General features: G+C 64.7%; 15 protein-coding genes. 5 read left to right on the forward strand and 10 right to left on the reverse strand.

Annotation, left to right across the window (positions count from 1 at the left end; translation table 11 throughout):
• Positions 1–224: 224 nt before the first annotated feature.
• Entirely contained in the window at positions 225–1,103 is an 879-nt protein-coding gene (locus tag IEC33019_RS10585; RefSeq protein WP_070094489.1) for an SDR family NAD(P)-dependent oxidoreductase, read from the reverse strand.
• Between the two features lie 2 nt (positions 1,104–1,105).
• Entirely contained in the window at positions 1,106–2,839 is a 1,734-nt protein-coding gene (locus IEC33019_RS10590) for an FAD-dependent oxidoreductase (RefSeq protein WP_070094488.1), read from the reverse strand.
• 256 nt (positions 2,840–3,095) lie between these two features.
• Here IEC33019_RS10590 and IEC33019_RS10595 point away from each other — a divergent pair, with 256 nt between their 5' ends.
• Together IEC33019_RS10595 and IEC33019_RS10600 are read left to right on the forward strand one after the other, a co-directional pair.
• The gene (locus IEC33019_RS10595) at positions 3,096–4,673 is read left to right on the forward strand and encodes a DUF1302 domain-containing protein (RefSeq protein WP_070094487.1); all 1,578 of its coding nucleotides are present in this window, start codon (positions 3,096–3,098) and stop codon (positions 4,671–4,673) included.
• 24 nt (positions 4,674–4,697) lie between these two features.
• Positions 4,698–6,080 carry a DUF1329 domain-containing protein gene (locus IEC33019_RS10600; protein WP_070094486.1) on the forward strand — a complete coding sequence of 461 codons (1,383 nt, stop codon included), beginning with the start codon at positions 4,698–4,700 and terminating at the stop codon, positions 6,078–6,080.
• Between the two features lie 335 nt (positions 6,081–6,415).
• On the opposite strand, the gene IEC33019_RS10605 is transcribed toward IEC33019_RS10600, so the two are convergent.
• From IEC33019_RS10605 to IEC33019_RS27790, 6 genes are all read right to left on the reverse strand, one after another.
• Positions 6,416–7,381: an acetyltransferase gene (locus IEC33019_RS10605; RefSeq protein ID WP_070094485.1), complete on the reverse strand. Its 966-nt coding sequence runs from the start codon at positions 7,379–7,381 to the stop codon at positions 6,416–6,418.
• Between the two features lie 10 nt (positions 7,382–7,391).
• A complete protein-coding gene (locus IEC33019_RS10610) occupies positions 7,392–8,180 on the reverse strand; it encodes an SDR family oxidoreductase (protein WP_070094484.1) in 789 nt (262 codons plus the stop codon).
• 31 nt (positions 8,181–8,211) lie between these two features.
• The gene (locus tag IEC33019_RS10615; protein ID WP_070094483.1) at positions 8,212–9,387 is read right to left on the reverse strand and encodes a sulfotransferase family protein; all 1,176 of its coding nucleotides are present in this window, start codon (positions 9,385–9,387) and stop codon (positions 8,212–8,214) included.
• A complete protein-coding gene (locus tag IEC33019_RS10620) occupies positions 9,387–10,499 on the reverse strand; it encodes a DUF1214 domain-containing protein (protein ID WP_070094482.1) in 1,113 nt (370 codons plus the stop codon). The genes IEC33019_RS10615 and IEC33019_RS10620 overlap by 1 nt, the downstream gene beginning before the upstream one ends.
• A 154-nt stretch (positions 10,500–10,653) precedes the next feature.
• The gene (locus IEC33019_RS27785; RefSeq protein ID WP_250169608.1) at positions 10,654–11,703 is read right to left on the reverse strand and encodes an RHS repeat-associated core domain-containing protein; all 1,050 of its coding nucleotides are present in this window, start codon (positions 11,701–11,703) and stop codon (positions 10,654–10,656) included.
• 59 nt (positions 11,704–11,762) lie between these two features.
• A complete protein-coding gene (locus tag IEC33019_RS27790; RefSeq protein WP_253776135.1) occupies positions 11,763–13,535 on the reverse strand; it encodes a hypothetical protein in 1,773 nt (590 codons plus the stop codon).
• 310 nt (positions 13,536–13,845) lie between these two features.
• Between IEC33019_RS27790 and IEC33019_RS10630 the strand changes: the two genes are divergently transcribed.
• The 3 genes from IEC33019_RS10630 to cysN all read left to right on the forward strand — a co-directional run bounded on the left by IEC33019_RS10630 (position 13,846) and on the right by cysN (position 17,216).
• Positions 13,846–14,316, forward strand: a complete 471-nt coding sequence (locus IEC33019_RS10630) for an SRPBCC domain-containing protein (protein WP_070094451.1) — start codon at positions 13,846–13,848, stop codon at positions 14,314–14,316.
• A 93-nt stretch (positions 14,317–14,409) separates the two neighbouring features.
• A complete protein-coding gene (gene cysD / locus IEC33019_RS10635; RefSeq protein ID WP_256816188.1) occupies positions 14,410–15,324 on the forward strand; it encodes a sulfate adenylyltransferase subunit CysD in 915 nt (304 codons plus the stop codon).
• Positions 15,324–17,216 carry a sulfate adenylyltransferase subunit CysN gene (gene cysN, locus IEC33019_RS10640; protein WP_099593418.1) on the forward strand — a complete coding sequence of 631 codons (1,893 nt, stop codon included), beginning with the start codon at positions 15,324–15,326 and terminating at the stop codon, positions 17,214–17,216. Before cysD ends, cysN begins: the two co-directional genes overlap by 1 nt.
• A gap of 45 nt (positions 17,217–17,261) precedes the next feature.
• Here cysN and IEC33019_RS10645 read toward each other — a convergent pair whose 3' ends face one another.
• Positions 17,262–18,875, reverse strand: coding sequence for a phosphoethanolamine transferase (locus IEC33019_RS10645; RefSeq protein ID WP_070094448.1), 1,614 nt, complete (start codon positions 18,873–18,875; stop codon positions 17,262–17,264).
• Positions 18,876–18,913: 38 nt separating this feature from the next.
• The gene (locus tag IEC33019_RS28060) at positions 18,914–19,024 is read right to left on the reverse strand and encodes a hypothetical protein (RefSeq protein WP_157765882.1); all 111 of its coding nucleotides are present in this window, start codon (positions 19,022–19,024) and stop codon (positions 18,914–18,916) included.
• Between the last annotated feature and the right edge of the window lie 49 nt (positions 19,025–19,073).

The following is a 19,073-nucleotide window of genomic DNA, read 5'->3' on the forward strand; positions in this document are numbered from 1 at the left end:
TTGCAGAACCTGTGGAGCGACTGTCTTGTGTTGCTTTCGCCGGCCTATTCGCGGGTAAACCCGCTCCCACAGGTCCTGCGGTGCTTTCACTAACACCGCTGTACCTGTGGGAGATTCTATGGTTGAGGGCAAAGCTTTTTTGCCCCTTTGCTGACGTACTCCCACAGGGATTGCGCTGAACCCTGTGGGAGCGGGTTTACCCGCGAAAGGGCCGCTGAGGCTGGCTAGATGACCCGGGCTGGATGCTGCTGACGGGGCTCGCCCAGCATGGCGCGGTGTGAGGGAGGCTGGCGACCGCCGGCTTCGGTGATGCCGTAGCGCGGGGCGATCTCGGCGCTGATCAGGGTCTGGCCGCTGTACTCGGCCAGTTGCGGGTCATTGAGCAAGGCATGGATCAGCCGCCCATTGAACTGCGGGGTCTCGGCGTTCTCCAGGAAGGCGCGGTACTGCTCGCCATGCTGCTCCCCGGCGATGCGTGTACGTTCGGTCAATTGCGGCCCGAGCCACAGCGAGACCGCCGCCACGCCACGCCCTTCGAAATCCACGGCCATGTCCGCCGCGAACTTGTCGCAGCCGGCCTTTTGCGCGCCGTAGGCCGGCCCGTGCATGTAGCAGCCCGCCCCAAAAGACGAGGTGAAGCACACCAGCGCACGCCCGCTGCGCAGTAGCAACGGCGCCGCGTGATAGCTGGCGACATAGGCCGAGCGCAGGCCGACATCGAGGATGCGCACCAGCGACAGCGGCTTCTCCCAGAACGGGCCCGGCTCGATCAGCTGGTCATGGATATGGGCCACGTTGTTGACCAACAGATCCAACTTGCCGCATTCGCGCTCGATGCGCTCGAACAGCGCCCGCACCTGCTCATCGTCGCCATGGTCACAGGCCACGGCGATACCCCGCCCGCCTGCCGCGTCGATGGCCGCAGCCGTGCCCAGCAGGTCGCCCTCCAGGGCCTGGCCATAGAGCGTCGAGCCGCCCTGCCCGGACATCCTTCCTGTGACGTACACGGTCATGCCCGCCTCTCCCAGCGCCTGGGCGATACCGCGCCCGACACCGCGGCTGGCGCCTGTGACCAACGCTACCTGTGGCCTTTCGTTGTGCATGCTTACCTCCCGGTCGTGGCCAGGGCCGGTTGACCCTGGTTGTGTTCGCTATGGGCATGGATATGGTTGGCCGCCAGGTAGCCGAAGGTCATCGCCGGGCCAAGGGTGGCGCCGGCACCTGGGTAGGTGCGGCCCATCATGGACGCCGCGCTGTTGCCGATGGCGTACAGGCCGAGGATCGGCCCGCCGTCCTGGTGCAGCACCTGGGCGTGGCTATTGGTGAGCAGGCCGCCCTTGGTGCCGATGTCGCCGGCATCCACCCGCACCGCGTAGAACGGCCCCTTGGACAGCGGCGCCAGGCAAGGATTGGGCTGCACGCCGGGGTCGCCGTAGTAGCGGTCGAACAGCGACTCGCCCTTGCCGAAATCATCATCACGGCCACTGACGGCCATGGCATTGAAGCGCTGCACGGTCCGACCAAGGCCGCTGGCATCGACGCCAATCTGCGCCGCCAGCGTGCCCAGGTCATCGGCCTTGTGCAGCACCTGGCGCAGGTGGGGCGGCAAACGCCAGTCCGGCTGGGCATAGCCGGGCAACAGCGGGCCGCAGGGGTACTTGCGCCGGAACTGGGCGTCGAACACCATCCAGCACGGCACACTGGTGGCCCCCTCGCGGTTGTTCGCGTACATGGCGTAGACGATGTCGCTGTAGGGGGCGCCTTCGTTGACGAAGCGCTCGCCGGCCGAGTTGACCAGGATGCAGCCCGGCAGGTTGCGCTCGACGAACAACGCACGCTGCTTCTCTTCGCCCGCCACCTGCACGGTCGGCGCCCACCAGCTGTGTTCCATCAGCGCCGTGCGGGCGCCAACGGCCAGGGCCGCGCGAATGCCATCACCGGTGTTATGGGGCGGGGTCGCGCTCCAGCTGGCGTTGGAAGGCTGCGGGTGATACTGCTCGCGCATCGCCTGGTTACGCTCGAAGCCACCGGCGGCGATGATCACGCCATGGCGGGCCTTGATGTTCAGCCATTGCCCGTCGCGCAGCACCCGGGCCCCGCCGATGCGCTCGCCGACGATCAGCAACTGATCGAGCTGGCAGTCGAGCCACAGCGGCACGCCCCGGTCGAGCAATGAACAGCGCAAGGCGCCTACCAGGGCATTGCCCAGGGTCAGGAAGCGGTCGCGGCGCGACAGCTTGCGCCCTTTGCGGTCGCGCCAGTAGCGCCACAGCACCTTGGCGGTCAGGCCTATCCAGCCTTTGCCTCGGCACAGCAATACCCGCGCTTCCTTCATGGTCATGGCCATGCGCCCCATCATCAGGGTGCCAGGCGATGGCGCGCGCATACGCAGGAATTCATCACCCAGTTGCGCGGCGTCGAACGGCAATGGGTCCATGGAGCGGTAGCCGGGCTTGCCGCCCGGCACTTCGGGGTAGTAGTCGGTGTATTGGGCCTGGGCTTCGAAGCGCACGCGGGTATCGCGCTCCAGGTACTGGACCATGGTCCGGGCGTGTTCGACATAGGCCTCGATGCGCCCGTCGTCGACCTCGCCATGGGTCACGGCCTTGAGGTAGGCCACCGCCTCGGTGGCGGAATCCGCACCGCCCAGGGCCGCTACGCGGTGGTTGTCGGGGATCCAGATCCCCCCGCCGGACACCGCCGAGGTGCCGCCGTACTGCTCGCTCTTCTCGATCACCAGGGTATCGAGCCCCAGGTCATGGGCTCGCAGCGCGGCGGTCATGCCACCCGCCCCCGAACCGATCACCAGCACATCGCAACATTCGTCCCACCTGATCATGCACGCACCTCCTCGGGGCAGACGCCACCACAGCCCGCGCCGGAAAAGGAAGAACGCGGCCGGGGCCAAGGGCTCGCTCGATTGTCTGGCGCAGTGCATGACCGGGCATCGTCCAATGGGACTATCGAGTCACCCCCATAGCGCGTAGTCCACTTGGACGATGTTGCTCCAAGGGCTCGGTCCCATAGTCGGCCCTGCTTCACCTCCCAAAACCGGAACGTCGGTCGGGCAGGCATGCCCGCGCATGAGGACGACAATGATAAAAACAACAATCGCCCCCCAACCCCTTAACACGTACGTGCGTCTATCCCTGTTGCTGCTGGCCGGGGGCCTGAGCCAACAGACCAGTGCCTTGACCTTCCAACCCAACGATGACCTGAGCGTCGATTGGGACACCACGGTGAGCTACAGCCTTGCCTGGCGTACCGAAAAGCGTGACCACAAACTCGTGGCCAACGCTGACGGCAACGACGGCGACAACGCCTTCGATCGCGGCGACCTGATCACCGACCGCGTGGGCTTCCTCACCGAGGCCAACCTGCGCTGGAAAGAGAACTACGGCCTGTTCATGCGCGCCTCGGGCTTCTATGACAAGGCCTACGACCAGAGCAACGACAACGACACCGGTACCTCCAACTGCTTCGCCAGCGGCGTGTGCAGCAAACCGAACCAGTTCCCCAAGGACACCGTCGATCAACATCGCGATGACCTGCGCCTGCTCGATGCCTATGCCTATGGCACCTGGGACATGGGCGGGCACAATCTCAACCTGCGCGTGGGCGACCAGGTGGTGAGCTGGGGTGAAAGCCTGTTCTACCCAGGCGTCTCGGGCGCCCAGAGCCCGGTCGATGCCACCAAGGCGACCACCCCGGGCGTCGAGGTGAAGGAAGTGCTGCTACCGGTCGGCCAGGTATTCACTCAGTTCAGCCTGACCGACGACCTGGATGTGGAAGCCTACTACCAGTACAAATGGGAAAAGACCGACCTGTTCGGGGTCGGCAGCTACTTCTCCACCACTGACTTCATCGACCGTGGCGGCTACAGCGACGCCACCGGCTTCGTCCGCCGCCTGCCGGACGACGAGCCCAGCGACAGCGGCCAGTACGGTGTGGCCCTGCGCTACAGCGCAGCGTCGCTGAACAACACCGAGTTCGGCCTGTACTACGTGCGCTACCACGACAAGACCCCGACCCTGGACTTCCAGAGCGACCTGGGCTTCTACCGTGCACGCTACTTCGACAACATCGACCTGTACGGCGCAAGCTTCGCCACCGTGCTCGGCGACACCAGCCTTGCCGGTGAAGTCAGCTACCGCGACGGCCAGCCGGTGATGGTCGACAACGGGTTCTCCAGCGCGGTACGCGCCGAAACCTTGCAGGCCCAGGTATCGGCCATCCACGTGTTCGGCCCCAACGCTTTCTCCGACAACACCACCCTGACCGGCGAGCTGGTCTACAACACCGTGCTCAACAATGACAAGTCCGACCCGCTAACCCTGGCCCCGGGCTTCTCCCTGCCGGGCACCGACTCGCTGGTCGGCGATCGCGATGCCTGGGGTTACACGGTGCAGGTCAACTTCGACTACAACGACGTGTTCAGCGGCTGGGACATGTCGGTGCCGATCAACTTCAGCACCGCCGCCCAGCACGACAGCGCCCTGACCGGCTCGATCAACTACGGCCAGGGCGACGACCGCGCCAGCATCGGCACCACGTGGCGCTACCTCGGCAACTTCACCGTCGAGGCCCTCTACAGCGCCTACCTGGGCAACGCCAACAACTCGCCCTGGGCCGACCGCGACAACGTCGCGCTCAACTTCAAATACCGGTTCTGAAGCCCCTGACGGAGGATCATCGAAATGTCCAATCTCAAGCATCCCTGGATACGCACCACCCTCGCCGTCGCCCTGCTCGGCAGCAGCCTGGCCCTGCAGGCCAACGTCAGCGGCACCGATGCCGCATCCCTGGGCAAGGACCTGACGCCCATGGGCGCCGAACGCGCCGGCAACGCCGACGGCAGCATCCCGGCCTGGACCGGCAAATGGCGCGGCGCACCACCCCAAGTGAAGTTCGCAGGCCCCGGCACGCCCTACCCGGATCCCTATGCCGACGAAAAGCCGCTGTTCGTCATCACCGCGCAGAACATGGACCAGTACGCGGCCAACCTCTCCGAGGGCCAGAAGGCGCTGTTCAAGCGCTACCCTGAGACCTTCAAGATGCCGGTCTACCCCAGCCACCGGGATTTTCGTGTCGACCCGGACACCGAGGCAGCCATCAGCCGCAACGCCGCAAGCGCCAAGCTCAGCAGCGACGGCAATGACGCCCTGGACGCCTTCGGCGCCTCGCCCTTCCCGGTACCGAAGAACGGTAACGAGCTGATCCTCAACCACACCATGCAGGCCCGTGCGATCACCGAGGAAGCCAACTACAACCAGGTGGTGGTCTACGCCGATAACAACCGCGTGCTGGAGAAGGTCAACTACAAGATCTACTCGCTGTGGTCCGATCCCAAGCAGAACGCGCAGAGCACCAACGGCGTGTTCACCGACTTCCTGCTGACCACCCTGGAGCCAGTGCGCAAGAAGGGTGAGATCGTCGTCGGTCACGAGTTCATCAACGCCGCCGCCCAACCCCGCCAGGCCTGGCAGTACACCCCTGGCCAGCGCCGCGTGCGCCGTGCGCCGACCGTGGGCTATGACTCCCCGACCGGAGCCGGTGGCTTCCGCGTGTACGACGAGGACCGCCTGTTCAACGGTGCCACCGACCGTTACGACTGGAAGATCGTCGGCAAGAAAGAGATCTACATCCCGTACAACAACTACAAGATCGACAGCCCGCAAGTCAGCCAGGCCGACATCATCAATGCCGCCGGTCACATCAACCCTGAGCTGATGCGTTACGAGAAGCACCGCGTCTGGGTCCTGCAGGCCACCCTCAAGCCGAGCGCGCGTCACATCTATGCCAAGCGCACCTTCTACATCGACGAAGACAGCTGGGCCGCCACCCTGGCCGACAACTACGATGCCCGTGGCCAACTGTGGCGCACCAACATGCAGACCTCGGTGTATGCCTACGACATCCAGCGCTTCCATGCCCGCCTGGGCCTGTACCATGACCTGATCGCCGGCTCCTACATGGTCGACCGTTTGCTCGACGGCCAGACCCCGGCCAAGCTCAACGCCAGCAACTTCGGCGCTGACGAGTTCACCCCGGGCAACCTGCGCAAGCTCGGCACCCGCTAAGTTTCATCGCTGCGAAAGCCCCTGGTCGAAAGGCCAGGGGCTTTTTGTTTGCCCTGCAAACCACCCGCCCCGCAAGCCCTGAGCAGGTTGATGGCCAAGCCTGCGGCATCTGCCCTACCGTGCCCGCCTCTTCGCGGGTAAACCCGCTCCCACTCTCGCCGACAAGCTCTGGAGCACCGCCGCATCTATAGGAACGGGCTCAGCGATATTTTCAAGGTCTCAGGGGTACCTGTGGGAGCGGGCTTACCCGCGAAGAAGGCTACACGGTGGATGGCGGTTGTAGGCGCTGGCGGAGCCTGCGATGGGCCGCGAGGCGGCCCTTGGGGTGGGAGGAGTCAGCCGGGGTAGCAGGCGGCCAGGCGCTCGGCGAGTGCGGGCAGTTGTGCGGTGCTCAGGCGGTTGATACCCGCGGCGCGCACCCGACCACCACCGCTGGGGAATTGGCGGCAGAAGGCATCGGCGGACCAGAGCACGCCGTCCGGCACGCGCAGGCTGAACATCCAGTCGCCATCGGGCTTGGCGCTGAGCAGCCCCAAGGCACGCCCCGGTGCGGCGGCGGCCAGGTCATTGGCCAGCACACCGCTGACCCGCCGCGCCCAGGCCTGCTCCGGCAAGCGGAACAGGCGCATGCCCTGCCCTTCGCGCCACGGCGACAGACCCGCAGCAGCGGCCATGTCGGCGGCGTAGCCTGCGCGCAGCACGGCAAAGCTTTCGCTGTGCTGCACGAAATCCAGCGGGTCGGCATACGGCAGCAGCTCGGCGGCCAAGGCCAGCGGGTCGAAGTGCAGGTCAGCGACACTGTCGCCATAGGCGTTGTAATTGAGCAACTGGCCCAGCTCCGCCAGCGCTGTCAGCTCAGGCTCGCCCAGGCCGTGGCGCTGCGCCAAGGCCCGTGCAGACCCGGCCATGCCATCGCCAAACGCCGCCACCACCGCCCAGCGATGGGCCTTGCCCTGCAGCCAGTTGTCGACCAGCAGGCTGGTGCACACGTGCGCCGCCGTGTCGATGTGCACCTCGAAGGCCGGGTGCTGGGGCAGCTCACCGGGAAAGTGATGGTCGAAGTAACGCACCTGGACGCCGTCGGCCAGCAAGCGCTGGACGTCTTCGCGGTTCTGCTCGTGGGCGATGTCCAGCACCGTCACCCGCTCCCCCGGCCGGGCCTTGACCCGGCCCAGCAGCGCGATGTCGCGCTTGACCCCGCTGACCAGGCGTACGCCCGGGTCAAGCTCACCCGCCAGGCGAAGCTGCTGCAGGGCGCACAGGCCATCAGCATCGCCGTTGAAAGCGCAATGATCGATCATGTCCGCCCCCTCAATACATCACTTCGCCGCCATTGGCGTCGAGCTGCGCACCATTGATCGCGCTGGCATAGTCGGACGCCAGGAACAACGCCGCGCGGGCGCACTCCTCATCGGTGCGCATGCGCCCACCGGGGATGCCCGCGCTGAACTCAGCCTTGGCCTGCGCCTCGCTGATGCCCCGAGCCTCGGCGCTCTGGCGCACCACCGCCTGCACCGGTTCGCCCCACATCCAGCCGCAGGCCAGGGCGTTGACACGAATGCCATGCACGGCCTGCTCGCTGGCCAGATAACGCACGCTGGCGGCCAGGGCGGCCTTGGACGCCGAGTAGGCAGCGCCCCCTTGGTATGGCTTGCGCACGCCTAGGGTATTGATCATCACGATGGCGCCTTCGCCCTGCTCGCGCATGGCCGGTAGCACCGCCCGGGACATGTTCAGCGAACCCAGCAAATTCACCTCCAGGGCCTCGCGCAGCGGCGCGTTGTCAGCCTCCTCCACGGCCTGGAACCCCCCATGGGAGAACGCGCTGTTGACCAAGGCGTCGATGCGCCCGAAGACGCGCAGGGTTGCCTCGGCGAACTGCATGCAGGCCTCGGGTTGGGTGATGTCGGTGGGCACGCACAGCACCTCGCAATCGTGGCCCAGGGCGAGAATGCGGGCGCGGGCGTCTTCCAGCCGCTCGGCGCTGCGGGCACCGATGGCCAGGGCGCGGGCACCTTCGCGCGCCGCCTCCAGGGCCAGCTTGATGCCAAGGCCCGGGCCGATGCCGGAGATCATCACGACCTTGTCCTTCAAGAGCATGGTGTATTCCTTCTTCTTGTTGTTGTGGGGGTCAGGCGCGGGCGCGCAGGTGGCGGTTGCGGTATTCGGCGTAGTCGCGCTGCAGGATGGCCTCGGTCAGGCCAAAACGCTCGGCGGTGTATTGGTGGCTGGCGCGCTTCTCGCGGCCATTGTCGGCCAGCCAACGCACGATGGATTCGCGCACCGCATCGCTCAGGTGCAGGCCGGCGAACTGGTAGATGCGCTCGACCACCGCCAACGGCTGGCCAAGGGTGTCCTCGAAATGCACATCCAGCACACGCCCTGCGGGCAGGTGCTCGCGCACGTCCATGGCGTGGCGCAGGGCCCGGGCCATGCGGCGGTTCCACTGCTCGCCGACAGCCTCGGCATCGGCCTGGTCGCTGTAAAGCTGCCACAGGGTGTGGATGAAGCTCGCCAGCGACGGGATGGTGCTGGCGGGTTCGCGGTGGGTGAGGATCACCTGCGCGCCGGGGAAGACCTGGATCAAGCACTCCAGGGTGTGCAGATGCTGCGGGCTCTTGAGCAGCCAGCGCCGGCCCGGTGCGATACCCCGCAGCCCCTGCTGCCATTGCAAGAACTGCAGACAACGCTTGAGGTACTGATACACCTCGGTCTGGTCCTGGCGGTCGAGCCAGGCGGTGTAGCTGGGCACGTTGACGTAGGAATCCATCGCACACAGGAAGCTGTGCTCCATCAGCATGAACTCTTCGTCGGCCTGCTCGGCGTCCAGCGGGTGGATGGCCAACAGCTGCGGCAGGTGCTCGACCATCGCCGCGATCTCGCCACGGGCACGCTGGATGCGGGCCTCAGGCTGGGCGGGGTCTTCGCCGGGCAGCGGTGCCGGGTAGCGGGTCTCCCACCACAGGGCCTTGCTGAACTGCGGATCGACCGCCAGGGTACGTTGCAGCAAGGTGGTGCCGGTGCGCGGCAGGCCGACGATCACCAGCGGGTCATCGATAGGCTGCGCCAGGATCTCCGGGAAGCGCTTGCAATGGTCCTCGACCACCAGGCGGTTGGCCAGTTGCGCTACCAGCTTTTCGCGCAGCATGCCGCGCCCGGCGGGGGACAACCGGGCCTCCTGCTCCAGTGCCTCGGCGAGGACCGCCAGGGCCTCTCGGTAGTTGCCCGGGCCAAAGTCCTGCAGCCCGCCGGTACGGGCGCTGGCGTCGGCCAGCAAGCGATCAGGGGCGAATTCACTGTTGATCATCAGACAAGCTCCTCAAGCTCATGCAGCTTCACGACGCGGGTGCTGGGGTGAACGGGGGTTTTCGCACCGACCCAGCGCAGGCACAGGGTGCCATGGGGGTGACCGGCGGTCTGCAGCCAGTTGGCAAGGCCCGGGTCACGGGCACTGAGCACCATGCGCAGGCCACCGTTGTCGTCCAGCTGGGCCGAATGCTTGTTCAGGCAGATGCGGTGGTAGCGGTAGTCCAGCGACTCCATCCAGTAGTTGTTGATCTGCAGGTTCCAGAAGTCGCACGCCGGCACCTGGTCGACCTCGATCAGCAGCGCCTCGTCGTCGGCCAACGCCCAGTACGAGTGGTAGTAGAAGATGTTCGGGTCACCGCCCACCGACTGGCACAGCGCCTGGTCGGCCGCAGGCAGCTCATTGGTGTGGGCCTGGTAGCCCTGGGCCCAGTCGGCGAACAGCCGTGCGGTGTTCTCCACGAACGAGGCCGCGCGCTGTAGGCCTTGCTGCAGGAAGGCAGGGTCCAGCGGCGCGGGCACCTGATCGGCGTCCAGGCGCTCGATGTGCAGTTGCGCTGGCTGCTCGTTGGCGCGGTCGAGGAAGGTCTGACGCACGATCAGCGCGTTGCTCTCTGGCTCCAGGCGCAGCCAGTTGCCGGAGGCTTGCGGGTACTGACTGAGGATGATCTCGAAGTTGCCCTGGGCATCGAGCTCAAGCTGGCTGGCGTCGATGAAGCCGGTCTGAATCATCTTGCCGTCGGTCTCGTAACCGCCCTTCTGGGTGCCGAAGCTCAAGTAGGCGACGCTGCCGCGATGGCCGCTGACCCGGTAGCGCTGGGCACCATTGAGGCGGGCATAGCGGTACAGGTTGTCGGGGTTGTCGGCGCCGATCTTGGCGGTTTCGTGGGAGGGGGTGATGAAGCCTGGGAAGTCCGGGTCGGCGAACTCCAGGTGCATTTCCAGGGCGATGCGCAGCAGGCGCGTGAGGTAGCGAAAGCCCTCGGCGCGGGTCTGCACATCGGCCGGCGCCTCGGCGCGCAGGATCTGCTCGCCGCTGCGCCGTAGCTGTTCGCAGAACCGGTTCCAGGTTTCACCGCTGCACACCTGCTGCTCGATCGGGTCGTTGGTCATGATGGTCTCCTTGGGGGCGGGATGCCGCCGGTGAGGGAGACCATAGGGAGACGGGATAGCCGGACACTACGTCCGAGCGGACTAACAGCACGTGCACTTCAGGTGACACGATGCAGTTGCGTTGGCTGATGAATGTGGAAAACGCAGATGTCCCTTAACGTAGCGGGATCGTTGCTGTTTTGACAACGGACCGCCCCTCGTAATGCCTAACTTGGGCTTTTAATTGGTCCGCTTTGAAGAAACCGCCCGGCTTTGTTTGAAGCGATGTAATGGTGGGCGAAAGAAGGAGGCTCTGATACTTAATCTTCCATTCACCCTCCTCGTATTTCATAAAGGCAGTAGCCGTCACGTTCTCGACCACCCTTCCCTCTGCAGCGTCGTGGAAACCATAATCTGTAAATTCCATGGCCCCCAGCATTCCCATACCATGCTCAGCCTCATCCAGATCATTATATTGAGCGTCTTCTTTGCTTCCCTCTACGTGTCGAACACGTAAGGTCGCTTCGCTCATTTTGTCCACAACAAGCGAACACCCACTGAAACCGGGTGTAAACAGGAGTTCAGGTTCACCCTTTCGAGGATGAGCGGCAATATCGACATATCCGCCTTGCGGCGCCCAATATGCATAGTGCATTTCTGGGCTCCTCTGGGATTTCATTGTGTTCGCGTGGACTATTTGCAAGGCGTTAACGCTTTTATTTTCAGCGAGCGGAAGATGAACTGCGTTGAACGCGAGAATCCCTCCCCCACTTTTGTTCGTCAAGACCGCCTCCGTAGCACTGTCTCCACGCACCTTGTTCGGCGCGAGAAGATCCGTCAGCAAGGGGACGCTCCCCAGCGCTGCGTCGTCTATTACCTTGTCCGTACTCACAGGCCTCGCTGTTACGTGGGCCACAGCAGGCTGGTTTCTAGAAAACCCCAGCACAGAGCCTGGTACTTTCCGTTGCTCTCCTGTTTTTAATCTTGACGCTTTACGAGCACTGTCCAAATGACGTGTTTCTCCGTTGAGCCCCTTTTCATCCACAAGCGTCACCGGGTTGTTCCTGACCATAAGATAGAGGTTCAGTCCATCCACCGTGCCCGCCGGATCAGCGCTGAGCCAGCGGCCCACCCACGGCTGGTAGTAGCGATACCCGTAGTAGTACAGCCCTGTCGCGTCGCGTTCCTTGCCCGAATAGCGCACGGTCTTGTAGCGCGCCTCCACCGCATTGCGGGCGGCCCAGAGGGCGGTGCCGCCGTAGGGGTAATACTCCTCCTGGCTGATCAGCCCCCCGCGCCATCGACTTCGAGCGCACCGCTGCCCGTCTGGTCGTCATAGCTATAGCGCAGTTGATCGTTGGTGATGTCGGTGGGTTTGCCGGCTAGCCAGTGCAACACCCGCACCTGCGCGCGGCCCGCTTCGCCCACGGTGATGACCTGCAAGTCTTCCAAGACCTTGCCGCTGCTCAGCGTGCGCCGCAGCTCCAGGCCGGGCAGGTAGAGGACGTTCTGGGTCTGAGTGGTGCGGGCCGCCTGCTGGGCGCTGGTTTTCAGCACGCGCTGGCGGGCGTTGTCGTAGCGGTAGTGTTCGTGGTCGTCCGCGCCGCTGTCGCGCTTGATGGGGGTGACCTGTGCAAGCTCTCCACCCGGCGTCCAGGCCAGGGACTGGCCTGGCAGCAACATCCGCTGCTGACCACTGGCGTTAAACAGCGTCTCCACTTCGGTCGGATCCTTGGCCAGCGAGCTCAGCACCGCCCGGTTGCTGCGTTCGCTCACGGTGATGTCGGTGGTGTAGCTGTTGCCGGTGGCCGGCGCCCTGTGGCGGATCTGGGCCAGGTTGCCTGCCCTGTCGTAGGTGTAGGTGCGGGTGTAGCGGGTGTAGGTGGCGTCATCGAACGCGATGAGCGCGGGGTGGTCACGCCCCTGCCCTTGCCGCCGCGCGTCGGCCATCTCCCGCCCCGTCGCGCTGACCAGTTGATACAGACTGTCGTAGGCGTAGGTGTTTTCCGGCACCACCTTCTGGTTGCGCCAGAAGCGCGTGGCTTCGGCGTCGTTACGCACGCTCACCACGTTGCCCACCGGGTCGTAGGCGTAGCGCAGATCCTGCAGCACTTTCGCCCCGCTGCCCTGACGCTCGGTCTTGATGGCGGCCAGGCGCTGGGTCTTGGGCTCGTAGGTGTAGGTCGTCACCAGCCCGTTGCCGTGCTCCTCGCGCAGCTTCTGGCCGGCAGCAGAGTAACTGAGGGACTTGACGATCACCTGTTCGGTGCCGCCCTTGAGCGTGAGCCAACTGCCCGCCAATTGGCCGGCCATGTCATAGCGCATGCGTTGCTTATGGCCGGCGGCATCCTGGGTGCTCAGCACGGCCCCGGTGGCATCGGCGGTGGTCAGGGTGGTGTGGGCGCTGGGCTCGAGCCCGGCGTCATCTTCGTCCAGCCAATCGACGACGGTGTCAGGGTTGTCAGCGTCCTTGAGTAATTGCCGGGCCACCGAGAGCGGCACACCGGTCAGGGCAATGCTATTGGTGCGCTCCAGCCCGGCGGTGTCGTAGTGACGAATGCACTGGCCAGCCAGGTTTTGCGCTTGGGCCTGCGGCGTGGGGGCCGCCCAGACCAAGCGTTCGACGATGCGCGCCGGCGCACCGGCCAGCTGCTGCGTCACGCTGAGCGGACGGCCCGGCAGCGAGGCGTCCTCGTACTGCCAGGTGCAGGTCACGGGCGGGTCGTCCTTGTCGGGGCTGAGGTTGTGCAGCGTCAGGCACGGCCTACCGGCGACATCGCTCAGGGCCAGTGATGTGCCGGCATCGACGCTTTGCGTGCGCAAGACCTCACCGGAGAGGCTCGTCAGGTAGGTGAAGTTGGCCAACCCGGCCTCGCGCAGGCGCGGATCGGTGCTCTGGGCCAGAAAGCCACGGGCATCGTGGCGATGGTAGGTGATGCGCGTGTCCGTCACTTGCGGGGTGTCGGGATGGCGGTGGTAAACGACATTGCGTACAGGCAAGCCGCGATTGTCCGACACCGTGACGGTGGGTGTGTTGCTGAATAGGGAAATGTTCAAGACTTGCTCCTTCGGTCATAACGAGATCACCCGCCCCTTTTCAGCATCCTAAGCCCCCCACCACAAGGTGAAAGCTCAGCGATCTAACAGCCTTGTGGTTTGCCCCCTTCTCACCGCGCGCCTGTTTCTCCTACAGCGCATTCCACCGTGCCTCCGGTGCGCGTGTCGTGTCGTCAGTCTGCATGACGCCCTGCCTTCTCATCCGAATGGACGAGGAGCGCCTGCGCGCAACTGGCGACGATCCCTCGTTGGGCCACTCGGCTCTCCCGCGCCCTCTCCGGGTGCGGGACCACTCAACGAGGACACCTTGATGACAACAGAAAAAAACCTGGTTCGCTCCGTCACCGTGGACATCGCCGCCCCCGCCGAACTGGTCTGGTCGGTCCTTATCGACCTGCCCCGCTACCCCCAGTGGAACCCCTACACGGTCAAGGTCGAGTCCACCTTGCGCCTGGGCGAGCCGGTCAACCTGTACCTGCCCAACCCCGCCCAGCCTGGTGAACTGCTGCACGTGATCGAACACCTGGCCGATTTCGAGCCACACCGCCTGCTGGCCTGGGAGATGCACGCCAGCGCCAGCAACCCCGACGCTGCCCGCCGTGAACAGCTGATCGAACGCACCGGCCCAGAGAGCTGCCGCTACTACACCACCGACCAGTTCCTGGGCCCGACCGCCGACACGGTCATGGCCAACCATGGCCCCTGGGTCAAGCAGGGCTTCGACGCCGTGGCCCTGGCGGTGAAGGCCCGCGCCGAGTCGCTGCACGCCGCGGCAAGGTGATTTTCGCGCCCTCGGCGCACTTCGTCCGAGCAGACGAAGAGGCGCCGGGGGCGCATTGCCTACCTTGGCGTCAACCGGGCCCGAGCCCGGACGATCACGAGGAGGTATCCAATGTTGACTCATCTGCAATGGCTGGAAGCCGAGAGCATCCAGATCATCCGCGAAGTGGTGGCCGAGTGTGAAAACCCGGTGATGCTCTACTCCATCGGCAAGGACAGCGCGGTGATGCTGCACCTGGCGATGAAGGCCTTCGCCCCGGGCAAACCGCCCTTCCCCTTGCTCCACGTGGACACCACCTGGAAGTTTCGCGAGATGATCGATTTTCGCGACCAGACCGCCAAGCGCCTGGGCCTTGAACTGCTGGTGCACATCAACCCCGAGGGCGTGGAAAAGGCCATCGACCCGTTCACCCACGGCTCGGCGCTGCACACCGATGTCTGGAAGACCCAGGGCCTGAAGCAAGCGCTGGACCAGTACGGCTTCGACGCAGCCTTTGGCGGCGCGCGGCGCGACGAGGAAAAGTCCCGGGCCAAGGAACGGGTGTTCTCCCTGCGCTCCGAGCAGCACCGCTGGGACCCCAAGCAGCAGCGCCCGGAACTCTGGCGTCTGTACAACACGCGCAAGCGCAAAGGCGAGAGCCTGCGGGTGTTCCCACTGTCGAACTGGACCGAGCTGGACATCTGGCAATACATCTACCTGGAGCAGATCCCCATCGTGCCGCTGTACTTCGCCAAGGAACGCCCAGTGGTGGAGCGCGACGGCACTCTGATCATGGTCGACGACCACCGCCTGCCGCTGCGTGACGGCGAAACCCCAGAAATGCGCAAGGTGCGCTTCCGCACCCTGGGCTGCTACCCACTCACCGGCGCCATCGACAGCGATGCCGAGGACTTGCCGGCGATCATCAGCGAGATGCTGGTCAGCCGCACCTCGGAACGCCAGGGCCGCCTGATCGACAGCGACTCGGCCGGTTCCATGGAGAAGAAAAAACAAGAGGGGTACTTCTGATGAACGCCATCACCCATGCCCAACACGACGCACTCACCCCCTACCTGCAGGCGCAACAGCACAAGCAACTGCTGCGCTTCATCACCTGTGGCAGTGTCGACGACGGCAAGAGCACCCTGATCGGGCGCCTGCTGTACGAATCCAAGGTGCTGTTCGAAGACCAGCTCGGCCAGCTCGAAGCCGACTCGAAAAAACTCGGCACCCAAGGCGACGAGCTGGACTTCGCCTTGCTGGTGGACGGCCTGGCCGCCGAGCGTGAACAAGGCATCACCATTGATGTGGCGTACCGCTTCTTTGCCACCGACAAGCGCAAGTTCATCGTCGCCGACACCCCGGGCCATGAGCAGTACACCCGCAACATGGTCACCGGCGCTTCCACCGCGGACCTGGCGGTGATCCTGGTGGACGCCCGCCAGGGCCTGCTGACCCAGACCCGCCGCCACAGCTACCTGGTGTCGCTGCTGGGCATTCGCAAGGTGGTGCTGGCGATCAACAAGCTCGACCTGATGGATTACTCCCAGACCGTGTTCGATCGCATCGAGGCCGACTACCGCGCCTTCGCCGCGCAGATCGGCCTGCACGACATCCAGTGCATCCCGCTGTCGGCGCTGCGCGGCGACAACATGCTCACCCCCAGCCCCAATACCCCGTGGTACACAGGGCCCAGCCTCTTGGCGTACCTGGAGGACGTGCCACTGGAGCAGGCCCGCGCCAGCGAAGCGCCGTTCCGCCTGCCGGTGCAGTGGGTCAACCGGCCGAACCTTGATTTTCGCGGCTTCTGCGGCAACGTCGCCGCCGGCAGCGTGAGTGTCGGCGAGCGCATCCGCGTGCTGCCTTCAGGCCAGCAGAGCGAGGTCAGCGAAATCCTTGGCGCCAGCGGCCCGCAGCAACGCGCCGAGTGCGGCCAGGCCGTGACCCTGGTGCTCAAGGACGAGATCGACATCAGCCGGGGTGACCTGATCGCCCTGGCCGATGCCCCGCCCGCGGTGGCCGACCAGTTCGAGGCCACCCTGGTGTGGATGGACGAGGACGCCCTACTGCCCGGGCGCCCCTACCTGATGAAGATCGGTTGCCGCACCGTGGGCATGAGCTGCGCCAACCTCAAGCACCGGGTGGACGTGAACAGCCTTGAGCAGCTCGCCGCCAAGACGCTGGAGCTCAACGGGATAGGCGTGTGCAACCTGCACCTGGATCGGCCGATCCCGTTCGATGCCTATGCCGACAACCGGGACACCGGCGGCTTCATCGTCATCGACCGGCTGAGCAACCGCACAGTCGGCGCCGGCATGCTGCACTTCGCCTTGCGCCGCGCGCAGAACGTGCATTGGCAAGCCATCGACGTCAACCGCGAGGCCCACGCCGCGCTCAAAGGCCAGACCCCGCGGGTGCTGTGGTTCACCGGGCTCTCCGGTGCGGGTAAATCGACCATCGCCAACCTGGTGGAGCGCAAGCTGCATGCCCTGGGCAAGCACACCTACCTGCTCGACGGCGACAACGTGCGCCACGGCCTGAACCGCGACCTGGGCTTCACCGAGGCGGACCGGGTGGAGAATATCCGCCGCGTGGCCGAGGTGGCCAAGCTGATGCTCGATGCCGGGTTGATCACCCTGGTCTCGTTCATCTCGCCGTTTCGCGCCGAGCGCGACATGGCCCGCAGCCTTGCCGGGGATGGCAACTTCTTGGAGATCTTCATCGACGCCCCGCTGGCCCTGGCCGAGCAGCGCGACCCCAAAGGGCTGTACCAGAAGGCCCGGCGTGGTGAGCTGAAGAACTTCACCGGTATCGACTCGCCCTACGAGCCGCCGGTGAACCCGGAGTTGCACATCGACACCCAGCGCGAATCGGCCGAAGCCGCCGCCGAACGCATCGTCGAAGCCTTGCTCAACCTCTGAGCGAAGCGGACGCGGCGCCACGCCGCCGCGTCCGCACCTGACGGTTCAGCGGGTGCCGAACTCGAACGAGGGCACGAAACCCGAGCCGAGCAAGTAGGGGCAGTTCGAGGCGACGAAGTCGTCGCTGAGCATATCGTCCGCACTGTTGTAGCCGTCGGTGTACACCCCGGTAAGCCCCAGCAGCGTATGGGGCAGGGACGAAATGCTGACCGGTTGATCTTCACGCTGCCGCAGTTTCTCAAGCTTGGCGCTTTGGTGCTGCGACACGTTGTCGGTGGCCCAGACGAAGGCCGAGACCGACAGGTCGTATTCATTGCCGATGCCATGGCCCAACAAGCCACGATGATCGTCCATGAGGTTCTCGCCATGATCGGAGGTGTAGACCAGCACTGACGGTTTGTTGCTGGCTTCCAGCTGGTTCATCAGCGTGTGCAGGAGCCAGTCGGTGTAGAGCACGGTGTTGTCGTAATGGGCGGTGATCCTGTCTTTGGCGCTGTCGGTGGCGGGCTGGAACTGCCTGAAGCTGTCCGGATAACGGCGCGCATAATCGAAATGGCTGCCCTTGATGTGAATGAAGATCGCCCGCTTGGCTGGGGGCGAGTGCAGGATTTGCTCGTGCACTGGCAACAATGCGGCGTCATAGCTGCGCTCGAAGTACTGCCGGCTGTTCGCTTCGGCGGCGATCTGCGGAATGATCCCACCAAAGCTGTCGACCTCCTGGACAGACAACCAATGGGTCGTATAGCCCGCCGCACGGTAGATGCCCACCAAGGATTTGGTCGAGGCGATCCGATCCCAATCGGAGATCGGCGACAGGCTCAGCATCGACGGCACGGCGAACGAGGTATAGGGCGCGGTGGTGCACATGCGGTTGAACTTGAACAGTCCCAGGCGCTTGTCCAGATTCGGCGTGGTCGGTTTGTCGTAGCCGTAAAGCGACCAGTTGTGTGGGCGTGAGGACTCGCCGATCACGAAGACGACGGTCTCGATGTTCGAATCGTTCGAGACGCGAGTGATGTTGACCTTGGTGTCCTGGCGCTGCTTGATGTACTGCAGGGTTTCGGCATGCAGGTAGGCGGTCAGGCCGATCTGCGACAGGTAGCCCACCGGCGTGCTCTGGTCCTTGGCGGCCAGGTCCAGCACCGCACCCTTGCCCAGCGAGTTGAGCTGGACGGTCTTGTAGAAGTACATGCCATACCCCAGCAGCAAGGCGCCCAGGCTCAAGGCGAACAGCATCCGGCTCTTGGGTAGCTTGCGGCGGTACAGGCCGGCCAGTCCCAGGCCGTAACAGGCCATGAACACCAGCAGGACGAAGGCGATGGACTTCCAGTAGGTCAGCAGGAAGTCATTGGCCTCTTTGTAGTTGGTCAGCCCGATGAACAGGTAGGCCGCCGTCAACCGTGAGTTGAAGTTGAGCGTCAGGAACAGGTCGATGGTGGCCAACAGATAGAACGGCAAAAGCACGACGTGAAGCTTGAACTGGTTGGATGACGCGAAGCGGATCGCCGCCAACCACAGCACCGAGATGGCGAGGGTGTAGAGCGCCAGCAGGTCGATCTTGGCGTATGGGTTGGCGAGTGTGCGGATGAAAATGGGCGAGAGCAGAAACGCCCAGAGCACCAGGTTCGGCCATTCCTGCTTTAGCGTGGGTATCTTCATTTTTTAGTTATTCTCGTCGGGCGCCCATGGGAGGGTGCTTACCTGAGCAATAGCCAATTGCTGGCATACGAACGAGCATAGATCATCGAGCTTCTCCTTGGATGGAGGCGCTGACGGTTGGGGCTGCGTTGTCTGCCCTGGGCTCTCAAGGCAAACCACGCTGCAAGAAGCCCCCGCAGAAGGGCCGGATTCGCGTAG

Source organism: Pseudomonas putida, from assembly GCF_002741075.1.
In the GTDB taxonomy this organism is placed as follows: domain Bacteria; phylum Pseudomonadota; class Gammaproteobacteria; order Pseudomonadales; family Pseudomonadaceae; genus Aquipseudomonas; species Aquipseudomonas putida_T.

Excerpts from the sequence above, each read along its gene's own strand:
- IEC33019_RS10585 (WP_070094489.1), bottom strand. The coding sequence starts at position 1,103 with ATGCACAACGAAAGGCCACAGGTAGCGTTGGTCACAGGCGCCAGCCGC.
- IEC33019_RS10590 (WP_070094488.1), bottom strand. The coding sequence starts at position 2,839 with ATGATCAGGTGGGACGAATGTTGCGATGTGCTGGTGATCGGTTCGGGG.
- IEC33019_RS10595 (WP_070094487.1), top strand. The coding sequence starts at position 3,096 with ATGATAAAAACAACAATCGCCCCCCAACCCCTTAACACGTACGTGCGT.
- IEC33019_RS10600 (WP_070094486.1), top strand. The coding sequence starts at position 4,698 with ATGTCCAATCTCAAGCATCCCTGGATACGCACCACCCTCGCCGTCGCC.
- IEC33019_RS10605 (WP_070094485.1), bottom strand. The coding sequence starts at position 7,381 with ATGATCGATCATTGCGCTTTCAACGGCGATGCTGATGGCCTGTGCGCC.
- IEC33019_RS10610 (WP_070094484.1), bottom strand. The coding sequence starts at position 8,180 with ATGCTCTTGAAGGACAAGGTCGTGATGATCTCCGGCATCGGCCCGGGC.
- IEC33019_RS10615 (WP_070094483.1), bottom strand. The coding sequence starts at position 9,387 with ATGATCAACAGTGAATTCGCCCCTGATCGCTTGCTGGCCGACGCCAGC.
- IEC33019_RS10620 (WP_070094482.1), bottom strand. The coding sequence starts at position 10,499 with ATGACCAACGACCCGATCGAGCAGCAGGTGTGCAGCGGTGAAACCTGG.
- IEC33019_RS10630 (WP_070094451.1), top strand. The coding sequence starts at position 13,846 with ATGACAACAGAAAAAAACCTGGTTCGCTCCGTCACCGTGGACATCGCC.
- cysN (WP_099593418.1), top strand. The coding sequence starts at position 15,324 with ATGAACGCCATCACCCATGCCCAACACGACGCACTCACCCCCTACCTG.
- IEC33019_RS10645 (WP_070094448.1), bottom strand. The coding sequence starts at position 18,875 with ATGAAGATACCCACGCTAAAGCAGGAATGGCCGAACCTGGTGCTCTGG.